Raw genomic sequence first — 19,521 nt, forward strand, 5'->3', positions numbered from 1 at the left:
CGCAGCGGCAGGTGCAGCGGGGCGTGGGTGGCCGCCGGCACGGCGGCCACCGCGGCGACGGGCGCCTCGACGGGCACGAACACCCGGGCGAGGGCGAGCAGACGGCGGACCCGGGCGCGCGCGTCGGCCTCGGCGTCCGGACCCGCGGCGGCGAACGCGGCGTCGAGCATCGCGACCAGCGCCGTGGGGGTGGGCCGCAGGTGCGTCTGCTTGGCGGTCGCCTGCGCGAACACGGACCGGAACGGGTCGGGCATGGCGCCGAGGCGGGCCGGCAGGGTGCGGTGGGCCTGACGTAGCGCGCCGACGCGGACCGCGGTCGGGGCGCGACGGGCGAGGCCGGGCACGGGCAGCGGCGACGAGCCGAGGTAGCGGGTGAGGGCGAGGCACGCGGCCGCGTAGACGTCGGTACGGCCGTCGGGCGTGGCGCCGTCGAACAGCTCCGGCGCGGCGAACGGGGCGTGCTCGGTGTCGACCGCGCGGCCGGGGACCGCGACCGGGCGGAGGGAGAAGTGGCCGTCGTCGGAGACCTCGACCGACGCGGGCCGGACGCCACCGTGGGTCGCCGGCTCGGCGACGGCGGCGGCGAGGTCACGCAGCAGCAGGGCGGAGACCCCCGCGTCGCCGACGGACGGCGGCAACGCTTCCAGAGAGAGGTGGTCGTCGCCCGTCACGCGCCGGATTGTGCCGGACGCCGGGAGGGCTCGCCAGGCTGAGTGCCCGGACTGTCCGATTTGCCGGACGTCAGGCGGCCGGCTCTGGGTGATCTGTCAGGTGCCGGTGACCGCGACCGCGTTACCGGGCCGACACGGGCCGCTCACTAGGGTGCAGCCATGAGCGACACCGGGGCCTTCTCGCTCTCCGCCTTCGCGTCCGCAGCGGGGTCCGGCAACCCCGCCGGCGGTACCGATCCCGGCGCCTTCGACGCCTACGACGGCGCGGCGGCGGCAGGGGCCTGGGACGAGATGTTCGAAGGCCCCGGCCGGCCCCGGAAGGCGTACGAGGGGGTGTTCGCCGCCCTGCAACCGCTGCGCCGCAGCGAGATGCGCTACCAGGCCGAGCACCTCGCCCGGGTGTTCACCGAGCGTGGCGTCACGTTCTCCCTCGGCGGCGAGGAGCGTCCGTTCCCGCTCGACCTCATCCCGCGCATCGTCGACGCCCACGAGTGGGAGGTCCTGCGCCGCGGGGTCGCGCAACGTGTCCGCGCGCTCGAGGCCTTCTTGGCCGACGTCTACGACGGCGAGGGGGCGATCTTCGACGACGGTGTGGTGCCCCGCCGCCTGGTCACCACCAGCTCGCACTTCCACCGGGAGGCGGTCGGTTTCTCCCCGCCGAACGGGGTGCGGGTGCACGTCGCGGGCATCGACGTCGTCCGCGACGAACACGGCCGCTTCGTCGTCCTCGAGGACAACGTGCGCATCCCGTCGGGCGTCAGCTATGTCATCGAGAACCGCCGCGCGATGACCCAGACCATGCCGGGGCTGTTCGCCGACCAGCGGGTCCACCCGGTCGACGGCTACCCCGAGATGCTGTTGCGGTCGTTGAAGGCCGCGGCGCCGCACGGGGTGAAGGACCCGGTGGTCGCGGTGCTCACGCCGGGGGTGTTCAACTCGGCCTACTTCGAGCACGCGCTGCTGGCCCGCCTCATGGGCGTGGAGCTGGTCGAGGGTCGCGACCTGGTCGTCTCGGGGAGCGAGGTCCGCATGCGGACCACCTCGGGCGAGGAGCCCGTGCACGTCATCTACCGCCGGGTCGACGACGACTTCCTCGACCCGCTGCACTTCCGCGCCGACTCGGTGATCGGCTGCCCCGGGATCATGAACGCCGCGCGGGCCGGCAGCGTCACGCTCGCCAACGCGGTCGGCAACGGCATCGCCGACGACAAGCTCGTCTACACCTACGTCCCCGACATGATCGACTACTACCTGTCGGAGAAGCCCATCCTCGACAACGTCGAGACCCACCGCCTCGACGACCGTGACGTGCGCGAGGACGTCGTCGAACACCTCGCCGAACTCGTGGTGAAGCCGACCGACGGCTCCGGTGGCAAGGGCATCGTCATCGGACCGCGGGCGTCGGAACGCGAACTGGTCCGGCTGCGGCGGCAGATCGAGAACGACCCACGCGGGTGGATCGCGCAGCGGCCGGTGATGCTCTCGACGTCGCCGACCTTCGTGGGCGACGGCCCGGCGCCGCGTCACATCGACCTGCGCCCGTTCGCGGTGCACGACGGCGAGGAGGTGTGGCTGCTGCCCGGCGGTCTCACGCGGGTGGCGCTGCCCGAGGGCCAGTTGGTCGTGAACTCCTCGCAGGGCGGCGGGTCGAAGGACACCTGGGTGCTCGCCGACGCCGCCGACACCGGAGTGCCCGACGCCGTGCCCACGCCGTCCGAGTTCATCCCGCCCGCGGGCCGGTCCACGCACGTGGGCGCCGAACGCGAGCCCGGTCCCGCCGCGGCGATGCACCAGCAACAGCAACAGCAACAGCAGCAGGGACGACGGCCGGGGGCCGCGCCGTGCTGAGCCGCATCGCGGAGTCGCTGTTCTGGATCGGTCGGTACGTCGAGCGCGCGGACGACACCGCGCGCATCCTCGACGCCGTCCTCTCGCGCCTGCTCGAGGACCCGTGGGCCGACGAGGACCGCTCGTGCCGCCTGCTGCTCGACAGCCTCGGTGTGCCGACACCGGAGGACGTCCCTCGGGTGACGTCGGCGTCGGCGCTCGGGGTGCTGGCCTTCGACGAGACCTCACCGACCGCGATCGCCGGGGCGTGGACCGCTGCACGTGACAACGCTCGCGGTGCACGCGAGGCGGTCTCGACCGAGATGTGGGAGTGCCTCAACACCACCTGGCAGGCGCTGCCCTCGCGGCGGCGGGCGGCCGAGCGGATCGGCTCGTACACCTACGTGGCCTACGTCCGTGAACGGGCGGCGCTGCTCTCCGGTCTCGCGCAGTCCACGATGAGCCACGACGAGGGGTACCAGTTCGTCGTCCTGGGGCGCTCGCTCGAACGCCTCGACATGACCACCCGGCTGTTGTCCGTGCAGGCGCTCGACCCGGTGCACGGTCCGAGTTGGACCACGCTGCTGCGCGCGGCGGGAGCCGAGGGGGCGTACCTGCGTTCGTTCGGTGCGAACGTGACCGCGCAGACCGCCGCCGAGTTCCTCCTGCTGGACAAGCTGTTCCCGCGATCGGCGGTCGCCGCCCTCATCGACGCCGAGGACGCCCTGCTCGACATCGACGGACTCTCCGGCGCCGAGGGCACACGGCACTACGCGAGAGGGCCGGTCACCGACCCGGCCCGTCGGTACATCGGGCAGGCCCGCACCCGGTTGGAGTACGCCGACACCGGGCACCTGCTCGCGGAACTGCCCGGACTGCTGCGCTCCCTGCAGGACGCCGGAGCCCGGAGCTCGCTGGCCGTCACACGCCGGTTCTTCCAGCACGGCAACACCGTCCAGTGGGTCCACGAGGGAGTTTGACGAGCACGTGACCGTTGCACCGAGCAACACCCAGACCAGCGTGCCGTGGCGGCTCGCGATCGTGCACGAGACCCGGTTCGACTACGAGGGACCCACCCTGGCCTCGTACAACGAGGCCCGCCTGACCCCGCTCACGACCGCCCGTCAGTCGGTCACCGACGCGACCCTCGAGATCGCGCCGCGCCCCGGCGTGGTGCACCGCTACTGGGACTACTGGGGCACCCTGGTCTCGGCGTTCGACCTGTCCGAACCGCACACCGTTCTCGAGGTGGTGTCGCGCTCCACCGTGGAGACCAACGAGGCGTTGCCCGCGCCCGACGCCGTCGACTGGGACTCCCTCACGTCGTCGGCCCGCACCGACACGTACGCCGAACTGCTCGCGCCGACCCCGCGCACCGCGGTCGACGACGCGACCGTCGCCGCCCTCGCGGACGGTGCCCGTGACGTGTCGCCCGCTGTCGCCGCCCGCGCGATCGCCGACCGGGTGCGGGAGAACGTCGAGTACGTCCCGGGTTCGACGGAGGTGCAGACCGGCGCGCAGGAGGCGTGGAACCAGCGGTCCGGTGTGTGCCAGGACATCGCGCACCTGACGATCGGTGTGCTGCGAGCCGTCGGCATCCCCGCCCGGTACGTGTCCGGGTACCTGCACCCCGATCGTGAGGCGCCGATCGGGCGGGAATCGTCGGGTCAGTCGCACGCCTGGGTCGAGTGGTGGACCGGTGGCTGGTGGGGCTACGACCCGACCAACCTCGTGCCCGCGGGGTACGGACACGTCATCGTCGGCCGGGGCCGCGACTACACGGACGTGCCGCCGCTCAAGGGGGTCTACAGCGGTCCGCCGTCGACCCACGTCGACGTCGGCGTGACGGTCACCCGACTCGCCTGACCCGAGGAGCCGTGCGTGATCACCGTCGACGCCACGTCACCCACTCCGCCGTTCGACCAGATCCGGTCGCAGTTCGCGGCGCAGATCGCCGACGGCACGCTCGTGGCGGGCGCGCGCCTGCCGACGGTCCGACGCCTCGCCGAGGACCTCGGCGTGGCCGTCAACACCGTCGCCCGTGCCTACCGCGAACTCGAGGCCGCCGGGTTGGTCGAGACCCGCGGCCGGGCCGGCACCGTGGTGACCGCGGGCGGTGACACCGCGCGTGAGCGGCTGCGGGACGAAGCCGCCCGGTACGCGGCGCTGGCCCGCGAGATCGGCTCGACGCCGGCCGAGGCGCTGCGGTACATCACCGCGGCACTCGGCTCGGACGACTGAGTTCGCGCCGTCCGGTTCAGGGAACCAGGACGACCCGGCGGGAGCCGCCCGGCGCGTTCCACGCCGCCTCGACGTCGGCCAGCGCCACCGCCTCGGCGTCGACCTCGAGGTCGCCCGCGGTGACGGCCGCGGTGATGGCGGGGAACTCCGCGAGCATCTGCGCGGCACCCACCGAGCCCTGGCCGCTGCCGACGAACCGCAACGCCGACGACCGCAGCGCGGCCGACGGGATCGCCGCGGTGCTGCCCGCGACCGAGCCGATCTCCACCCAGGTGAGGGTGTGGCTGCGATCGGGGCGGGCGGTCACGAGCGTCGTCACCGCAGCGACCGTCGGCGGCCCCCAGAGGTAGTCGAGGACGACGTCGACGTCGGCCGCAGCGACGAGTCCCGCCTCGTCCGCGAGGTCGACGACCTCGGCGCCGTGGGCCTCCACCTCTGCGGCGACCCGGTCGATGCCGCGGCCGGCGGCGACGACGCGACCCGCGCCGAGCAGGCGGGCGACCTGCACGGCCAACCGCCCGGCGCTGCCGGTCGCGCCGAGCACCAGCACGCTCTGGCCGGCGGTGAACGCGGCGCGGTGCCGCAGCGCGACCCACGACGACATCGCCGGGTTCATGGCCGCGGCGACCGCGACCGGGTCGGAGTCCGGGGGCAGCACGATGCTGCGGCGGGTGTCGACCACGGTGCGGTGCGCCATCGCGCCGACCGAGTCGTCGGGCAGGACGAAGTACCGCAGGGTGCCGTCCGGCTCGCGGCCGACGCCGTCGACTCCCGGGACGAACGGGAGCACGGCGGTACTGGTGTAGTGCGCGCCGCGCGCCTGCGAGCGCACCCGCGGGTGCAGGCCGGCGGCGAGGACGTCGACGACGACCTCGTGCGGCCCGCGGGCGACCGGCTCGGGGAACGACGTGAAGTGGGGCGCCTCGTCGAACGCGGTGACCACGGCTGCTTGCATGACGACCTCCAGGGGTAGTTGGGACTACGAACTAAAGTAGTTGGTGATACGAACTGTGTCCAGTACGCTCGGGTGGTGGCCGCCACCTCGTCCGACGACGCCCTGGTCGACGCGCTCGTGCAGAGCGCGTTCGGCACCACCGCGGTGCTGCAACGGATCGCGGCCGAGCACGACCTGTCACTGACCCAGCTGCGGGTCCTGGCGATCCTGCGTGACCGGCGGCTGCGGATCGGCGACCTCGCGACCTACCTCGGGCTGGAACGCTCGACGCTCTCGGGCCTCGTCGACCGCGCGGTCGCGCGTGGCCTGGTGCAACGGTTGCCCGGGCGTGACGACCAGCGGGTCGTCGAGGTCACGCTGACCTCGGCCGGTGGGGAGCTCGGCGAGCGGATCCAGGCCGCGGTCGGCGACGCGTTGGCGCCGCTCACGCAGGCGTTGTCCGCCGCGGAGCGGGACCGGCTGCAGCACCTGCTGCGGCGGTTGCTCGAGCGCGGGCCGCGGCCGGAAGGTCAGTCGGCCCAGGCGTCGTCGACCGGGCGGTAACCGAGCCGCCGTTCGGCGTCGCCGTACGCCGCCGACCGCAGCCGGTTCGCCGACACCCCCGACACCACGGTGAACCCGTCGACCGGCCCCTCGACGCCGGCGCGGACGAGGTCGAGGGTGTCGCGCGGGGACAACCAGGCGGGCGGGTCGTGCCACGGGTCGTCGTGGTCCGGACGACCGTCGTGGAACCAGCCGATGCGCAGGGCCACGACCTCGAGGTCGCTGGTCGCCGCGGCCCACGCCCCGAGCGCCTCGGCGAAGGCCTTGGTCGCGCCGTAGAGGTTGCCGGGCCGGGGTGGGTCGCCCGCCCGGGCCTGGGCGTGCGGCGCCCGCGCCGACACCGCGTGCAGGCTGCTGGCCAGCACGAGACGCCGGACGCCCGCCTCGACCGCGGCCGAGACCACCGCGTACGCACCGACGACGTTCGGCCCGTGCAGGTGGTCCCAGTCGGCGATCGGGCTCGGGTCGGCCCCGAGGTGCACCACGGCGTCGGCACCGGCGAAGGCGGCGAGGCAGGCGGAACGATCGGCGACGTCGAGTGGGTCGACACCCTCGCCCGGTCGCAGGTCGGTGGCCACGACGTCCCACCGGTCGCCGAGCGCACCGACGACGAGCGACCCGATCCGCCCCGCCGCCCCGGTCACCACGACCCGGCGACCGTCGCTCCCGGCACCGTTGCTCACTGCAGCGGTCTCACTTCACGGCCGCGTGGCTGACGGCCTGGTCGAGATCCAGACCCTCACGGGTGTCGTCCCAGGCGGCGGCGCTGATCCGCCACCCGGCCGGGGTCCGCACCAGCTGCAGCGTCTTCATCCCGCCGCCGGAGTGCTGGACGCCGTCCTGCACCCACGTCTTGGCGTAGCTGCACCAGTGCGAGGCGACGTCGCCGAACACGTCGGTGCGCCCGGCCAGTTCCCACTCGCGGAAGTCGGTGAGCGTCCCGCCGGTGAGCAGGGTGAGGCGCGGTGCGATGAAGCCGTTGACGTCGTAGACGGTGAGCGGTTGCCCGCAGGTGCGCACGACCACCGCCTCCGGCACGAAGAGCCCACGCAACCGCTCGAGTCGGTCGACCAGCCCCGGCCCGGACGTGAAGGCCGCGAAGAACCTGTCGACCACGCCCTCGATCTCGGTGACGTCGTCGTTCACGTGATCTCCACCTTCCGCCAGAGAGCCGCGACGGACGGGTCGCCCGTCACGGTGACGTCCGCCGCCCGGTTCCACGCCCAGCGGTAGAGGTCGGACGCGCGGCCGCTGACGGTGGCATCGGCCCCGCCGTCGCCGCCCCGCTGGGCCCGGACCCGGCCGTCGGCGAACGTGACGCACCAGTTCTCGCCTTCGAGTTCCTGCAGCCGCAGTCGGCCCGTGCCGTCGAGCCGGAAGCCGGTGGCGAAGCCGACCACTTCGGCGAGGCCGTCCCGGGCGAAACCCGCGTCGAAACCGTCGATCCCGGTCCCGGCGGCGGCCTGGACGTCGACCCGGTGGATGGCGGTCTCGTGCGCCTGGCGCCGCGCCCAGGTCGACCGGGCCGGGACCATCGCACCGAACATCCAGGCCTCGGCGTCGTCGGGGGTCTCCGTGAGGGTCGTGATCAGGGCGTCGAGACCCGCGCGGTACCAGGGCAGGACCTCGGCGTCGGGCAGGCCGGGGTGGAACGAGGCGCTGCCGCCGGTCTCGTTGCGGGTCAACCGGCGGCGCACGATGTCGGCGCTCCAGCGGTGCACGCAGCCGACGTGCACCACGACCTCACGCAGCGTCCAGGTGATGCCCGGCACGGGGGCGTCCCAGTCGGCGTCCGCGGCGGCGTCCGCGAGGCGCGCGCCGTCACCCGCCAACTGGTGCAGGTGTGCGGGCGTGTCCACGCGGGCAGCGTCCCACGTCACGTCGGGCCCGCCGGTCAGCGGTTCCAGACCCACGGCGTCGTCGTCGAGACCCGGATCAGTCCGGCGCGTTCGAGGATCGGACGCGAGAACTCGGTCGAGTCGGAGTGGAGCAGCGTCTTCCCGACCCGCAGGGCCGAGCGGGCCCGGGCGGCGGTGAGCGCACGGTAGATCCCGCGGCCGCGCCACTCCGGTCGGGTCGCCCCGCCCCAGATGCCGGCGAACGACGTCCCCTCCACCGGCTCCACGCGGCCGGCACTGACGATCACCCCGTCCGACTCGGCCACCCACAGCTCCATGCCGTCGTCACGGCCGAGGCGGTGCAGGAGCGCGTCGGTCATCCCGGCGTCGTCCGGGTCCCCGAACACCTCGTTCTGCATCGACACCATCGCGCGCACGTCGGGCTCGTCGCTGACCCGGCGCAGCGTGACGCCCGCGGGCAGGGGCACGTCGACGGCGAGCGCCCGGGCGTCCCCGATCATGATCGACTCGGTCTCCTCGGGACGGAAACCCCGTGCGCGCAGGATGTTCTCGAGTCCCGGGGCGTGGTCGTGGCCGCGCGTCTTCCACTCGACGCGGGTGATCGACGGGTCGCGGCGGTAGTGCACCAACGCCGCGTCGACGAGGCCTGCGATGCCGACCTCGTCGGCGCCGTCGAGGTCCCGGTAGGTGACGAACCCGCGCCCGCCGGCGAACGTCACGAGCCGCAACGGGCCGTGCCGGGTGACCACCGCCGCGCCCGGGGTCTCGGCGTCCGTGCGCAGCTGCGCGTCGTAGGCGGCGAGCAGGTCGTCCGGAGCGCTCACGCCGCGGCCGTCGGTGATCCGGTGTGCACCCCGGCATCGTGCCGGGAGCGGCGCGGATCTGTCGCGGCTTTTCAGGCGGGGGACGCACCAGGGCCGGACGGGCAGCGCCGTCCGGCCCGGCGGTCGGGTCAACCCGACGGGGTCGACCGGTCGGTCAGTGACCGGGGATCGGGATGATGTCGCGGGCGTCGTCGGTGATCCGCGACTCCGAGAGCGCGGCGTCGAGCACGAGCGCCACCCCCATGGAGGTCAACCAAGCGTCCTTGGCGATGGCGGTGCCCTGCTGGGTCGGCGCCACCGAACCCTCCTTCGTCATGCCGGGGGTCTTGAGGTAGAGCCCGAGCAGGCTGCCGCCGAAGCCGGTGAGGGCGATGCCGGCGAGACCCGCCGGGATGATCGGTGCGAGCAACAGCGACCCGAGCGCGATCTCGCTGACGGCGAGGCCCTTGACGAACACCTTCGGGTCGACCTTCGCCAGGAACGGGTACGTGCCGGCGGCCATCCCGTGCAACTGGCCGGCCGTGGCGTCGTCGGCCTTGAGCTTGCCGAGACCGGCGTTGAGGATGAAGGCGCCCGAGGACAGGCGGAGGGGGGCACGGCGGATCTTCGCGGAGAGGCTCATGGAGCACGGCATACCCATCCGTGGGTTGGCCGCGCCGCCGGGGCACGGGAAGAGTTCGACCCGCACCCTGGAGATCCGCCCCGGCGTCCGGGCTCCCCCGAGGGTCACACCCAGCTGGGGAACCACATGTGGGCCTGCCACTGGCTGTAGGTCAGCAGCCCACCGGTGTAGAGCGGCCACATCCAGACGAAGTCCACGACGATGACGCCGAGGTAGGTGGCGCCGATCGCCGCTCCGATCGCCCGGCGTCGACGCCGGGCGGCGAGCCACGGATCGGGTGGGCCGCCGTCGTCGGTCGCGGGCGCCGCGGGGACGGCCGGACCCAGCAGCGCACCGAGCGCCTGGGTCAACGCCAGGACGAGGAACGGCACGAGCGGAGCCATGTAGAACAGGAACATCGTGCGGTGCGGGTTGGGGAACCACACCAGCCAGCCGACCACCATGGCCGTCAGCGCCACGCCGCCGCGCCAGTCGCGCCGCGTCACCCCGCTCCACAGCACGAACAGCAACGCGGGTACGAACCCCCACCACATCAGCGGGGTGCCGATGAGCAGGATCTCGCGGGCGCAGGTGGTGCCGGTCGGGCCGCAGCCGGTGACGCCGTTCTGCTCGTAGTAGTAGGTCACCGGACGGCCGAGGACCAGCCACGACCAGGGGTTGGACTTGTAGGGGTGGAAACTGTCGAGGCCCTTGTGGAACTCGTACGCCTGGTGGTGGTACTGGGCGAGCGCGCCGATCACGCCGTACCACTTGCCGTCGCCGTAGTGCCGGTTCCAGCTGTTCTCGCCGGCGAACCAGCCGGTCCAGGTGAACGCGTAGATCAGGATCGGGGTGAGCCCCAGCGACCCGACCGCCCAGCCGGCCGAGCGGGTGACGGTACGCAGGAACGGCGAGCGGGCCCCCGCCGCCTTGAAGGCGTTGCGGTCCCACCACAGCGACAACAGGGCGAACCCGATCCACCACGACAGCCCGCTCCACTTGACCGCCACGGCCGCGCCGAACATGACGCCCGCGACCAGCCGCCACGGCCGCGGGCCGAGGGCCGGCAGGCCGAGCCGGAGGTCGACACCGTCGGCGATCCAGCCGGCCAGGGTGGCCCGCATCCGGTCGCGGTCCACGACCAGCGCCGCGAAGCCCGCGAGGACGAACAGCTCGAGGAAGATGTCGAGCAGCGCGACCCGCGACTGCACGAGGGTGACGCCGTCGAGCGCGAGCAGCAGGCCTGCGACCGCGCCCAGCACCTCGGACCGGAACATGCGCCGCGCCACCCGCGCCACGATGACGACGCACAGCACACCGGCGATCGCCGGCGCGGCCCGCCAGCCCCACGCGTCACGGAAGGTCGGTTCGTGGAACAGCGCGGAGGTCGCGGCGATCAGCCACTTCCCGAGCGGCGGGTGCACCACGAACATGTAGCCGCGGTTGTCCTCGTAGCCGAAGCGCAGCAGTTCCTCGGCGTTGGTCGCGTAGTAGACCTCGTCGAAGCTCTTGGTGGCCGGGAACGCCAACGCCCAGAAGCGGGTGACGGCGGCGACCGCGACGACGATCGCGAGCAGGACCCAGCCTCGGCGCGGCGAGGTGGGGGTCCACGGTTCGAGCGAGGCCGGCACGGTGCGCGACAGCGTCGCGCCGTCGCCGACGGGGCCGTCGTCGGTCGGTGTGTCGGCCTCCGGTCGGCCCTCGAGCCGCTCGGGGAGGGTGGCCGTCACGCCCGCGATCGTAGGGTGCGCTCCATGAGGACCGCGCTGTGACGGGCAGGCTGCTGCTCGCCGCCACCCCGATCGGCAACGCCGCCGACGCCTCGCCGCGCCTCGGCACCGCGCTCGCCACCGCGCCGGTGGTCGCCGCGGAGGACACCCGCCGCCTCGCGCGCCTCACCGCCGCCCTCGGGGTGACGACGACCGGTCGGGTCGTGTCGTTCTTCGAGGGCAACGAGGCCGGCCGGGTGCCGCAGCTGGTCGAGGCCATGACCGCGGGCGACGACGTCGTGCTGGTCACCGACGCCGGGATGCCATCGGTGTCCGATCCGGGCTACCGACTGGTCGTGGCCGCGGTCGCAGCGGGCCTGGAGGTGACGGTGCTGCCCGGGCCGTCGGCGGTCACCGCGGCGCTCGCCGTCTCGGGCCTGCCGACGGACCGTTTCTGCTTCGAGGGGTTCCCGCCGCGCAAGGCGGGGGAGCGGGCGCGCACGTTCGCCGCGCTCGCGTCCGACCCGCGCACGTCGGTGTTCTTCGAGTCGCCGCGCCGGCTGGCCGAGACCCTCGCGGCGATGGCCGAGGCGTTCGGGGCCGACCGGCCGGCCGCGGTCTGCCGCGAGCTGACCAAGACCCACGAGGAGATCCGCCGCGGCCCGTTGGCCGAGCTCGCCGCGTGGGCGGCCGCGGGTGAGCCGCGGGGGGAGATCTGCGTGGTGGTCGGCGGGGCCACGGCGACGGGCGGCGACCTGGAGCCGGAACGGATCGCCGAACTGGTGGCCGCACGCATCGCGGACGGCCTGTCCCGCCGCGACGCCGCCGCCGAGGTCGCCGCCGAGTACGGCCTGCGGCGCCGTGACGTCTACCAGGTCGCGCTCGACCGTCCGTGACGGTCCGACGCGCGGAGGCCCCGCCCGCTCGGTGGGTAGCGTGCGGGCGTGGCGTCGTGGCAGCGGGTGGTGAACCAGGCGGTGCGGCTCGCCGTCCGGACCGGGCTGCGGGCGGGCCGCCAGCGGTGGGAGCAGCAACGCCGGGTGGAGCAGCAGCCGCGCCAGGAGCAGCGCGCGCCGCAGGCGGAGTCGCGCGCCCAGGTCTCGGTGCGGCGCCCACCGCGCGAGGCCACCGGACCGTTGCGCTTCGACTACGCGCCGCGGCGCGACGGCCGCCCCGATCCCGGTGAGGTCGTCTGGGCGTGGGTGCCCTACGAGGAGGCCGACGGCCGCGGCAAGGACCGCCCGGTGCTCGTGGTCTCCCGGGACGGCGCCGACCTGCTCGCGTTGATGCTCACCAGCAAGGACCACGACCGCGACGCCGCCGATGAAGCCGCGCACGGCCGGCACTGGCTCGACGTCGGCTCCGGCGGGTGGGACCCGAGGGGTCGGCCGTCGGAGGTGCGGCTGGACCGGGTGCTGCGGCTCGCGCCGTCCGACGTCCGCCGCGAGGGTGCGGCGCTCGACCGGGCCCGCTTCGACGCGGTCGCCGCCGCCGTGAGCCGCCTGCACGGCTGACCCGCCGTGGGGGGTTCGGCGCTACGTCGCGCCCGAGGTCGCGGCGCAGCGCGTCGCGGCTGCGGTCGCGGCGGGCGGAACGGTCGTCGACGACAGCGACGCCCCGGGCGTCACCGTCATCGCGGACCAGGACGGCAACCGGGGAGCCGTGTGCGCCGCGGTGCCGCCGCCGACGACCTGACCCGCCTCACCCACGCACGCCCGAACGGACGATCAACTCCTCGAGCACGGCGCCGTCGCTGACCCGCAGCGCGTCGTGCTGGTGGTCCGGGGTGATCCAGGCGTCCAGCGCCCCGACGGTGGCGGCCGTGGGTTCGGAGAGCGCGAGCGGGACGTAGAGGTCGTCGGAGTACACGGCCGCGGCGACGGGAACGGTGTTGGCGCGCAGGCGGTCGACGTCGTAGAGGGCGGGCCAGTCGTCCTTCGCCGCGAGCAGGTCGGCGACCTCCCGCAGCGGCGTCAGCGCGGGGTCGACGTCGAACATCCAGGGGTACGTCATCTCGCCGGTGAACATCACCGGGCGGCCCTCGGTAACGGCGGCGGCGGCGTCGAACTCGGGGAACTCGCCTCGCACTCGCTGGGCCGACCACGCGGTCGGACCCCCTTGCGCGTAACAGGATTCGTGGACGACGGCGTAGAGCGGCCGGTCGGTGAGCCGGGTCTGCTCCTCGACCGCGGCGAGGAACGCGTCCGAGGGGCCGTGAGCATCCGGGAGGGCCGTCTCGAGCAGGTAGTGCAGGTGGTGGCTGCCGTCGCGGGTGCCGAACGGGTGACCCAACGACTGGAACGCCTCGGCGGTCAGCAGGCCCCCGCCCGGCAGCCGCGCCGGTCGTTCGAGCAGCTCGGCCACCAGCCGCTGCACGACCTCGACGTCGCCCGGGTAGTTCGCGTAGTGACGTCGGCTGCGCTCGGCCGCCAGCGGGTACGTGACCCGGTAGACGTCGTCGGCGGTCGCGGTCAGACCGGCGAGACCGCCGGTGACGTAGGCCTGCTCGATGCCGTCGGGGGCCTGCGAGAGGTAGGTCAGGACGCAGAACCCGCCGAAGCTCTGGCCCAGCAGCCGCATCGGTGCACCATGCAACAGTTGCTGGCGGACCTGTTCGGAGTCGGCGACGATGCTGTCGGCCCGGAACCAGGTGAGGTACTCGGCCTGCTCGGCGGCGCTGCCGCGGGCCACGAGTGTGCGGCGGTTCGCCGGGGTGGACAACCCCGTCCCGCGCTGGTCCATGAGCAGCACGCGGTGGTCGCGCAGCGCGACCTCGAGCCACGACTCCCGGCCCACCGGCCGGTTGGCCGCGCACCCCGGACCACCCTGCAGGAACAGCAGCGGCGGGCGACGCTCGGCGCCGGGTTCGTCCGCCACGACCTCGCGCACGAACAGCTCGATCTGCTCCCCGTCCGGCTCGGTCGGCCGCAACGGCACCGACAACCGGTGGTTCGTGACGACCGTGCCGGGCTGCCGGAAGCTGACCATGCCCCGACCCTAGGGAACGGGTCGGACACACGCGGCGCGTACCAGCCCGGCGGGCGACAGCACGCCCCACGGGGTGGGGATCTGCGACCATGCCGGGATCACGGAGGAGGAGCGGGGATGAGCAAGCTCGTCGTTCACATGTCCATGTCGCTCGACGGTTTCGTCTCGGGGCCCGGTGACGACGCCCCGGGCCGTGGGCTGGGTACCACCGGCGGACCGCTGCACGCGTGGTTGACCGATGACGGTCAGCAGGCCGAGCCGCCGCCTTCCACCCCGGTCAACGCCGCGGTGTTCCGGGACATGGTGACGACAGGTGCGGTCCTCATCGGACGCCGGTCGTGGGAGCTCGCGAACAGCTGGGGCGGGGACCACCACGACGGCGTCCCGATCTTCGTCGTCACCCACACGGCACCGGACCACCCGGCGCCCGGTCACGGCCGGTGGGTCACCGACGATCTCGTCACCGCCGTCGCCACGGCGAAGCTGCAGCGGGCGACCGGGACGTCCTCACCCACGGTGCGGCGCTCGTGCAGGCGCTGTTGCGCGAGGGGTTGGTCGACGAGCTCGCCGTCGCGGTCGCGCCCGTGCTGCTCGGCGAGGGTCGGCGGCTGTTCGCCGACCTCCCCGGTGTGAGGCGGCTCCACCTGCTCCACGCGGCCGAGGGGGTCGGCGCGGTGCACCTGCGCTACCGCGTGGAACCGGTCAGCTGAACGACGTTCGAGATCGGGATCTGCGACGATGCGCCGGTGACGGCACCAGCGGATCACCAGACCCTGCGGGTGCTGCCCGGGCGGTACGTGCTGGAGCGTCTCGAGCCCGGTCCCGCTCCCACCGACGTGCTCGCCGCCGTGCACGGTCCCGACGGCGGCGCGCGCATGCGGCGGCGGGACGACGCCGACGACGCGTGGATCGCGTTCTGGAACGGCGACGAAGCGCACCCACCGGACGCCACCGGGATGTGCGCTGCGGTGGTCGGTCCCCTCGCGGCTGGGCGGGTGCCGGTGTGGGTCGCGGCGAGCTTCGACGGTGACCTCGTCCTCGTGCCGGCCGACCGGTTCGAGGTGGCGTCTGAGCTCCTGCGCCGCGCTGGTCACCGGGTGACGCACACGGCGGACTGAGCCGGTCTTGCCGCCCGGACGCCCTCGGCCACCGACCGCGGAACTCAGACCTCGACGGTCATGTCGAGCTGGTTGCCGAACGTGGGGTCGCCACCCCGAACCAGGACGTACCACCGGGTCACCACGGCGACGTAGACGACGAGGGGTCCGTCGGGCGCGAGGTCGGCGGCGCTCAGCTGCTTCGCTGCCGGCAGGCGCGCGTTCAAGGCCGCGAGCGCAGACGCCATCTCGTGGGGGACGGCCGGACGGCTCTCGGCGTCGGCGTACACCGCCTCCGCGAGTCCGACCGGGACGGTGGAGTCGAAGATCGTCAAGGCAGTGGCGGGGCGGACGGCGATGTTGCGCGAATGGCGGCGGTCGGGCCCCGACACCCAGCACACCTGGTGGTCCTCGAGTGCGGCGAAGAAGACCGGGCTGACCCACGGGCGGCCGTCCTCATCGGCCGTTCCGAGCACCAGGTAGCGGGTCCGGTCGAGCACGCGGTGCAGCTGCGCCGGGTCCGGGACGGCCAGACGTCGGGCCCGCCACACCGTCGCGCGGCGGGGGTCGCCGCTCGGGTGCGGGTCCACCCGGGTGACGTGGAATCCCTCGCGTTCGGAGAAGGATGCGGCCCGCTCGTTGCCGGCGGCGTGCTCGAGGCGCACCTCGGGGGTTCCGGGTGGCAGCCGCTCGACGACGGCCGCGACCAGGCGCGGGCCGAGGCCGGCGCCGCGGTGTGACGGGTCGACGTAGAGCTTCCAGACCACCCAGGCGCCCTCGAACTCGCCCCACTGCGCGATGCCGACGATCCGGTCGTTCTCGCGCGCGACGACCACGCGATGCGCCTCGATCGCGGCAGTCGTCTGCGCGGGCGTCCACCACCGCTCGACCTGCTCGGCGGCGGCATCCGTTCCGATGAGCGGCGTGTGGTGCGGCGGCAGCACGCGCGCACCGAACTCGCCGATCCTCGGGGCGTCCCGAGTGTCGGCGAGCTCGATGCGGACGGCGGTCACGACAACGCGGCGCTCGCGGCGCGGAGGTCGGCGAGTGCGGCCAGGGTGAGGGCGACCAGGTCGTCACCACCGTCGCCGTCGGTCCACCTGACGAAGCCGCGCTTGAAGGCGAGCACGCCGAGTTCGGCGGCGAGGTGGGCGACCGGATCGGGGACGCCGCGCCCGACCAGTGCGTCGGTCATGGCCGCGGCCATCCCGACGCTCTTGAGGGCGTCGCGCTCGGCCAGTTCGGTGTGGGCGGCGACGGCGCGGGCGAGGCGGGGGCCGATCTCGCGGTTGACCGGACCCATCTCCCCGGCGGCGCGGGTCAGACCCTCGGCGACGGCGTCGAGCGGCCCGGCGTCCTCCGGGGCCGCGGCGATGCCGTCGACGAGCAGCTGGCTCAGCGTCTCCTGCCCCGCGACGAGCACCTCGCGTTTGTCGGGGAAGTGCCGGAAGAAGGTGCTCTTCGTGACGCCGGCGCGCTCGGCGATCTGGGTGACGGTCGTGGCGTCGTACCCCTGCTCGGCGTAGAGGTCGAGCGCGGCGAGCACGAGGCGCTCCCGGGCGCCGGGCTCCCACCGTGGCATGGGCTCATCCTAGTGACGGGACACCTGTCCCATCACTGGTGTACGGTGACGGGACACAAGTCCCATCACCTCGAGGAGTTCCCGTGCACGTCTTCGTCACCGGCGGTACCGGCCTGATCGGCTCGGCCGTCGTGTCCGAACTGCTCGCCCACGACCACAGCGTCACCGTGCTGACCCGCTCCGACACGTCGGCGACCAAGGCCGAGGCGGCCGGGGCGGCGAGCGTGCGGGGCGACCTCACCGCGCTTGAGGTCATCCGCGAGAACGCGGCCCGCGCCGACGGCACCGTCCACCTCGCCTTCGCCAACGACTTCTCCGGCCCGGACGCCCTGGTCCGGGCCGTCGCCGAGGAGAACGCCGCCATGGCGGCGATCGGTGAGGCGCTGATCGGCACCGGCAAGCACTACGTGACCGTCTCGGGCACGCCGTGGGTCCCCGGCCGAGCCTCGACCGAGGCCGACCCGTTGCCGGTCGACGGGCCGGTCGGCGGCCGGGGGCGGGCCGTGAACGCGGTGCTCGCCCTCGCGGAGCGGGGGGTGCGCACGGCCGCGGTCCGGATGCCGCGCACCGTGCACCACCGGGGCGAGGGCGGGTTCGCCGGCCTGCTCACCGGGATCGCGCGGCAGTCGGGAGTGTCGGGCTACCCCGGCGACGGCGCGCAGCGCTGGCCCGCGGTGCACGCCCTCGACGCCGCCGTGCTGTTCCGCCTGGCGCTGGAGCGGGCCGAGCCCGGGACGGCCTGGCACGCGGTCGACGACGAGGGTGACGCGGTCCGCGACATCGCGGCGGTCATCGGTCGCAGGCTGGGTGTGCCGGTGAAGTCGGTGCCGGAGGAGACCTTCGGCCCGCTCGGGTCGATCTTCGCGACCGACCAGCCCGCGAGCAGCGCGCACACCCGGGCGGCCCTCGGGTGGACGCCGACCCACCCCCGCCTGCTGGACGACCTCGAGAACCTCCAGCCCACACCCGTGCCCTGAGGGCTCTGCCGCCGGGCGGTCGCAGGCCCTAGGCTGCGGTCCGCACGTCAGCCTCACACGACGTGCACACCGGCCGAACCGGACACCTGGTCCGGCGGTCGTCACGTCTCGAGGAGGAACTGCATGCGCGCACGCCGAGCCACGGCCGCCGTGGCGGTCGCGATCACCTGCGCCGCGACGGCCACCGCCGTCACGGTGCTGGGACCGCCCGCCGCGGCGGCACCGGCGCTGCCAGCGGGCCTGGTGCCCGTGGTCACCCACCAGTCGTTGCTCGGCACCCACGCGTGGTACCGGCAGACCCATCGCGGGCTGCCGGTGCTCGACAGCTTCTACGCCGTCCACACCGCGCGGAACGGGGCGGCGACCGTCGACGACGGCCGACTCGCCGTGCCGGCCACGCTCGACGTCACGCCGACCGTCGCCGCGAGCGGCGCGGTGAGCGGAGCCGCCGCGGCCGTGGCGGCGTCGGGTGCCGTCGCGTCGAAGTCCAACGCCGGGCGGTTGCCGAAGAACGCCACCGCGGTGCCGGCCTTCGGCACCGCGACCCCGACCCTCGCCGTCGTCGGCGGAGCGACGCCCGCGCTGGTCTGGGACGTGCTGTCGAGCTCGGCGAGCGGTGACACCGAGACGCGGGTCGACGCCCACACCGGGAAGGTCCTCGCCACGATCGTCCGGTCGAAGAACGCGACCGGCACGGCGAAGGTCTTCGACCCCAACCCCGTGGTCAAGCTGAAGAACCAGAACCTCAAGGACAAGCAGGACTCCAACGCGTCGGTTCCCACCTCGGCTTACACGGCCGTGACCCTGCAGCACCTGTCGGCCGGGACGAAGCTCGGCGGCAAGTACGCGGTCATCACCGCGGCGAGCGTCCCGGTCGCGACCAGCAGCAGCCGCGCGTACGTCTACCAGCGCGCCGACGACCGGTTCGAGCAGGTCAACGCCTACTACGGCGTCGACAAGGCCCAGACCTACATCCAGAGCCTCGGCTTCGACGACATCAACAACGAGGCCCAGAAGCTGAAGATCGACACCATCAGCGACGACAACTCCTTCTACCGGCCGTCCGACGACACCATCACGTACGGCACCGGCGGCGTCGACGACGCCGAGGACCTCGAGGTGGTGTGGCACGAGTACGGCCACGCGATCCAGGACGCCCAGGTGCCGAACTTCGGCAACGGCGCGCAGGCCGGCGCGATCGGTGAGGGCTTCGGCGACTACTGGGCGGTCAGCCTCTCGCAGACCACCAGCAAGGGCTACGGCGTCCCCTGCGTCATGGACTGGGACGCCACCTCGTACACGAGCTCCGCCCCGCACTGCCTGCGCCGGGTCGACACGGACAAGACCACCGACGACATCGACGGCGAGGTCCACGACGACGGTGAGATCTGGTCCGCCGCGCTGTGGGACGTCACCCAGTCGCTCGGACGGGTGAAGGCCAACACCATCGTGCTGGAGTCGCAGTTCAGCTACGCGCCGAACACCTCGTTCGCGGCCGCGGCCAAGAAGGTCGTCGCCACGGCCGACTCGCTGTACGGCTCCGCGGCGGCCGCCTCGGTGCGCAAGGCGTTCGTCGCCCGCAAGATCCTGTCCTGACCTTCCACCGCTGACGACGACGGCCCCCGAACGGTGCAGGATGCACCGTTC

The 19,521-nt window shown here is 73.7% G+C and carries 22 protein-coding genes and 1 pseudogene; 12 read left to right on the forward strand and 11 right to left on the reverse strand.

All coding sequences use genetic code 11. From position 1 onward, the window contains the following. Nucleotides 1-671: protein kinase family protein (locus ACXR2U_RS20525; RefSeq protein ID WP_458826946.1), on the reverse strand; the 671-nt coding region annotated here is incomplete at its 3' end. 291 nt (nt 672-962) lie between these two features. Between ACXR2U_RS20525 and ACXR2U_RS20530 the strand changes: the two genes are divergently transcribed. From ACXR2U_RS20530 to ACXR2U_RS20545, 4 genes are read left to right on the forward strand one after another with little or no spacing between them, the layout of a single operon-like run. Then, complete coding sequence (locus ACXR2U_RS20530; RefSeq protein WP_458826976.1) at nt 963-2,519, forward strand: circularly permuted type 2 ATP-grasp protein; 1,557 nt, start codon at nt 963-965, stop codon at nt 2,517-2,519. Beyond that, nucleotides 2,513-3,478: an alpha-E domain-containing protein gene (locus tag ACXR2U_RS20535; protein WP_458826947.1), complete on the forward strand. Its 966-nt coding sequence runs from the start codon at nt 2,513-2,515 to the stop codon at nt 3,476-3,478. The genes ACXR2U_RS20530 and ACXR2U_RS20535 overlap by 7 nt, the downstream gene beginning before the upstream one ends. Nucleotides 3,479-3,485: 7 nt before the next feature. Beyond that, nucleotides 3,486-4,364 (forward strand): transglutaminase family protein, encoded by an 879-nt coding sequence (locus ACXR2U_RS20540; RefSeq protein ID WP_458826948.1) that lies wholly within the window; start codon nt 3,486-3,488, stop codon nt 4,362-4,364. 15 nt (nt 4,365-4,379) lie between these two features. Next, entirely contained in the window at nt 4,380-4,739 is a 360-nt protein-coding gene (locus ACXR2U_RS20545) for a GntR family transcriptional regulator (protein WP_458826949.1), read from the forward strand. Nucleotides 4,740-4,755: 16 nt separating this feature from the next. Here ACXR2U_RS20545 and ACXR2U_RS20550 read toward each other — a convergent pair whose 3' ends face one another. Next, the gene (locus ACXR2U_RS20550) at nt 4,756-5,694 is read right to left on the reverse strand and encodes a quinone oxidoreductase family protein (RefSeq protein ID WP_458826950.1); all 939 of its coding nucleotides are present in this window, start codon (nt 5,692-5,694) and stop codon (nt 4,756-4,758) included. 75 nt (nt 5,695-5,769) lie between these two features. Here ACXR2U_RS20550 and ACXR2U_RS20555 point away from each other — a divergent pair, with 75 nt between their 5' ends. After that, the gene (locus ACXR2U_RS20555; protein ID WP_458826951.1) at nt 5,770-6,237 is read left to right on the forward strand and encodes a MarR family winged helix-turn-helix transcriptional regulator; all 468 of its coding nucleotides are present in this window, start codon (nt 5,770-5,772) and stop codon (nt 6,235-6,237) included. On the opposite strand, the gene ACXR2U_RS20560 is transcribed toward ACXR2U_RS20555, so the two are convergent. From ACXR2U_RS20560 to ACXR2U_RS20585, 6 genes are all read right to left on the reverse strand, one after another. Further along, nucleotides 6,204-6,920, reverse strand: coding sequence for an NAD-dependent epimerase/dehydratase family protein (locus tag ACXR2U_RS20560; RefSeq protein WP_458826952.1), 717 nt, complete (start codon nt 6,918-6,920; stop codon nt 6,204-6,206). The two genes, ACXR2U_RS20555 and ACXR2U_RS20560, sit on opposite strands and share 34 nt — an antisense overlap. 10 nt (nt 6,921-6,930) lie before the next feature. Continuing rightward, nucleotides 6,931-7,383, reverse strand: a complete 453-nt coding sequence (locus ACXR2U_RS20565; RefSeq protein WP_458826953.1) for a DUF4440 domain-containing protein — start codon at nt 7,381-7,383, stop codon at nt 6,931-6,933. Next, complete coding sequence (locus tag ACXR2U_RS20570) at nt 7,380-8,096, reverse strand: maleylpyruvate isomerase family mycothiol-dependent enzyme (protein WP_458826954.1); 717 nt, start codon at nt 8,094-8,096, stop codon at nt 7,380-7,382. The genes ACXR2U_RS20565 and ACXR2U_RS20570 overlap by 4 nt, the downstream gene beginning before the upstream one ends. A gap of 35 nt (nt 8,097-8,131) precedes the next feature. Beyond that, on the reverse strand, nt 8,132-8,920 hold the full coding sequence (locus tag ACXR2U_RS20575) for a GNAT family N-acetyltransferase (RefSeq protein ID WP_458826955.1): 789 nt from the start codon (nt 8,918-8,920) through the stop codon (nt 8,132-8,134). A gap of 154 nt (nt 8,921-9,074) precedes the next feature. Next, nucleotides 9,075-9,542: a hypothetical protein gene (locus ACXR2U_RS20580; protein ID WP_458826956.1), complete on the reverse strand. Its 468-nt coding sequence runs from the start codon at nt 9,540-9,542 to the stop codon at nt 9,075-9,077. A gap of 104 nt (nt 9,543-9,646) precedes the next feature. Continuing rightward, nucleotides 9,647-11,251 carry a dolichyl-phosphate-mannose--protein mannosyltransferase gene (locus ACXR2U_RS20585; protein WP_458826957.1) on the reverse strand — a complete coding sequence of 535 codons (1,605 nt, stop codon included), beginning with the start codon at nt 11,249-11,251 and terminating at the stop codon, nt 9,647-9,649. Nucleotides 11,252-11,289: 38 nt separating this feature from the next. On the opposite strand from ACXR2U_RS20585, the gene rsmI reads away from it, so the two are divergent. The 3 genes and pseudogenes from rsmI to ACXR2U_RS20600 all read left to right on the forward strand — a co-directional run. Continuing rightward, the gene (gene rsmI, locus ACXR2U_RS20590; RefSeq protein ID WP_458826958.1) at nt 11,290-12,126 is read left to right on the forward strand and encodes a 16S rRNA (cytidine(1402)-2'-O)-methyltransferase; all 837 of its coding nucleotides are present in this window, start codon (nt 11,290-11,292) and stop codon (nt 12,124-12,126) included. Between the two features lie 48 nt (nt 12,127-12,174). Beyond that, nucleotides 12,175-12,744, forward strand: coding sequence for a type II toxin-antitoxin system PemK/MazF family toxin (locus tag ACXR2U_RS20595; protein ID WP_458826959.1), 570 nt, complete (start codon nt 12,175-12,177; stop codon nt 12,742-12,744). A 22-nt stretch (nt 12,745-12,766) separates the two neighbouring features. Then, nucleotides 12,767-12,925, forward strand: a pseudogene (locus tag ACXR2U_RS20600) (4a-hydroxytetrahydrobiopterin dehydratase); the annotation flags it as partial. Between the two features lie 6 nt (nt 12,926-12,931). Here ACXR2U_RS20600 and ACXR2U_RS20605 read toward each other — a convergent pair. Next, nucleotides 12,932-14,218 (reverse strand): alpha/beta fold hydrolase, encoded by a 1,287-nt coding sequence (locus tag ACXR2U_RS20605; RefSeq protein WP_458826960.1) that lies wholly within the window; start codon nt 14,216-14,218, stop codon nt 12,932-12,934. A gap of 440 nt (nt 14,219-14,658) precedes the next feature. Between ACXR2U_RS20605 and ACXR2U_RS20610 the strand changes: the two genes are divergently transcribed. Both ACXR2U_RS20610 and ACXR2U_RS20615 read left to right on the forward strand, forming a co-directional pair. Continuing rightward, nucleotides 14,659-14,928, forward strand: coding sequence for a dihydrofolate reductase family protein (locus tag ACXR2U_RS20610; protein WP_458826961.1), 270 nt, complete (start codon nt 14,659-14,661; stop codon nt 14,926-14,928). A 36-nt stretch (nt 14,929-14,964) separates the two neighbouring features. Continuing rightward, a complete protein-coding gene (locus tag ACXR2U_RS20615) occupies nt 14,965-15,336 on the forward strand; it encodes an ACT domain-containing protein (protein WP_458826962.1) in 372 nt (123 codons plus the stop codon). A gap of 44 nt (nt 15,337-15,380) precedes the next feature. Here the strand turns inward: ACXR2U_RS20615 and ACXR2U_RS20620 are convergent, their stop codons facing one another. Both ACXR2U_RS20620 and ACXR2U_RS20625 read right to left on the reverse strand, forming a co-directional pair. After that, nucleotides 15,381-16,328, reverse strand: a complete 948-nt coding sequence (locus ACXR2U_RS20620) for a GNAT family N-acetyltransferase (RefSeq protein ID WP_458826963.1) — start codon at nt 16,326-16,328, stop codon at nt 15,381-15,383. Beyond that, nucleotides 16,325-16,897, reverse strand: coding sequence for a TetR/AcrR family transcriptional regulator (locus tag ACXR2U_RS20625; protein ID WP_458826964.1), 573 nt, complete (start codon nt 16,895-16,897; stop codon nt 16,325-16,327). Before ACXR2U_RS20625 ends, ACXR2U_RS20620 begins: the two co-directional genes overlap by 4 nt. Before the next feature lie 83 nt (nt 16,898-16,980). Between ACXR2U_RS20625 and ACXR2U_RS20630 the strand changes: the two genes are divergently transcribed. Then, entirely contained in the window at nt 16,981-17,874 is an 894-nt protein-coding gene (locus tag ACXR2U_RS20630) for an SDR family oxidoreductase (RefSeq protein ID WP_458826965.1), read from the forward strand. Between the two features lie 123 nt (nt 17,875-17,997). Further along, complete coding sequence (locus ACXR2U_RS20635) at nt 17,998-19,470, forward strand: M4 family metallopeptidase (protein ID WP_458826966.1); 1,473 nt, start codon at nt 17,998-18,000, stop codon at nt 19,468-19,470. The last annotated feature ends 51 nt before the right edge of the window (nt 19,471-19,521 follow it).

The sequence above is a fragment of the Jatrophihabitans sp. YIM 134969 genome, from assembly GCF_054456675.1.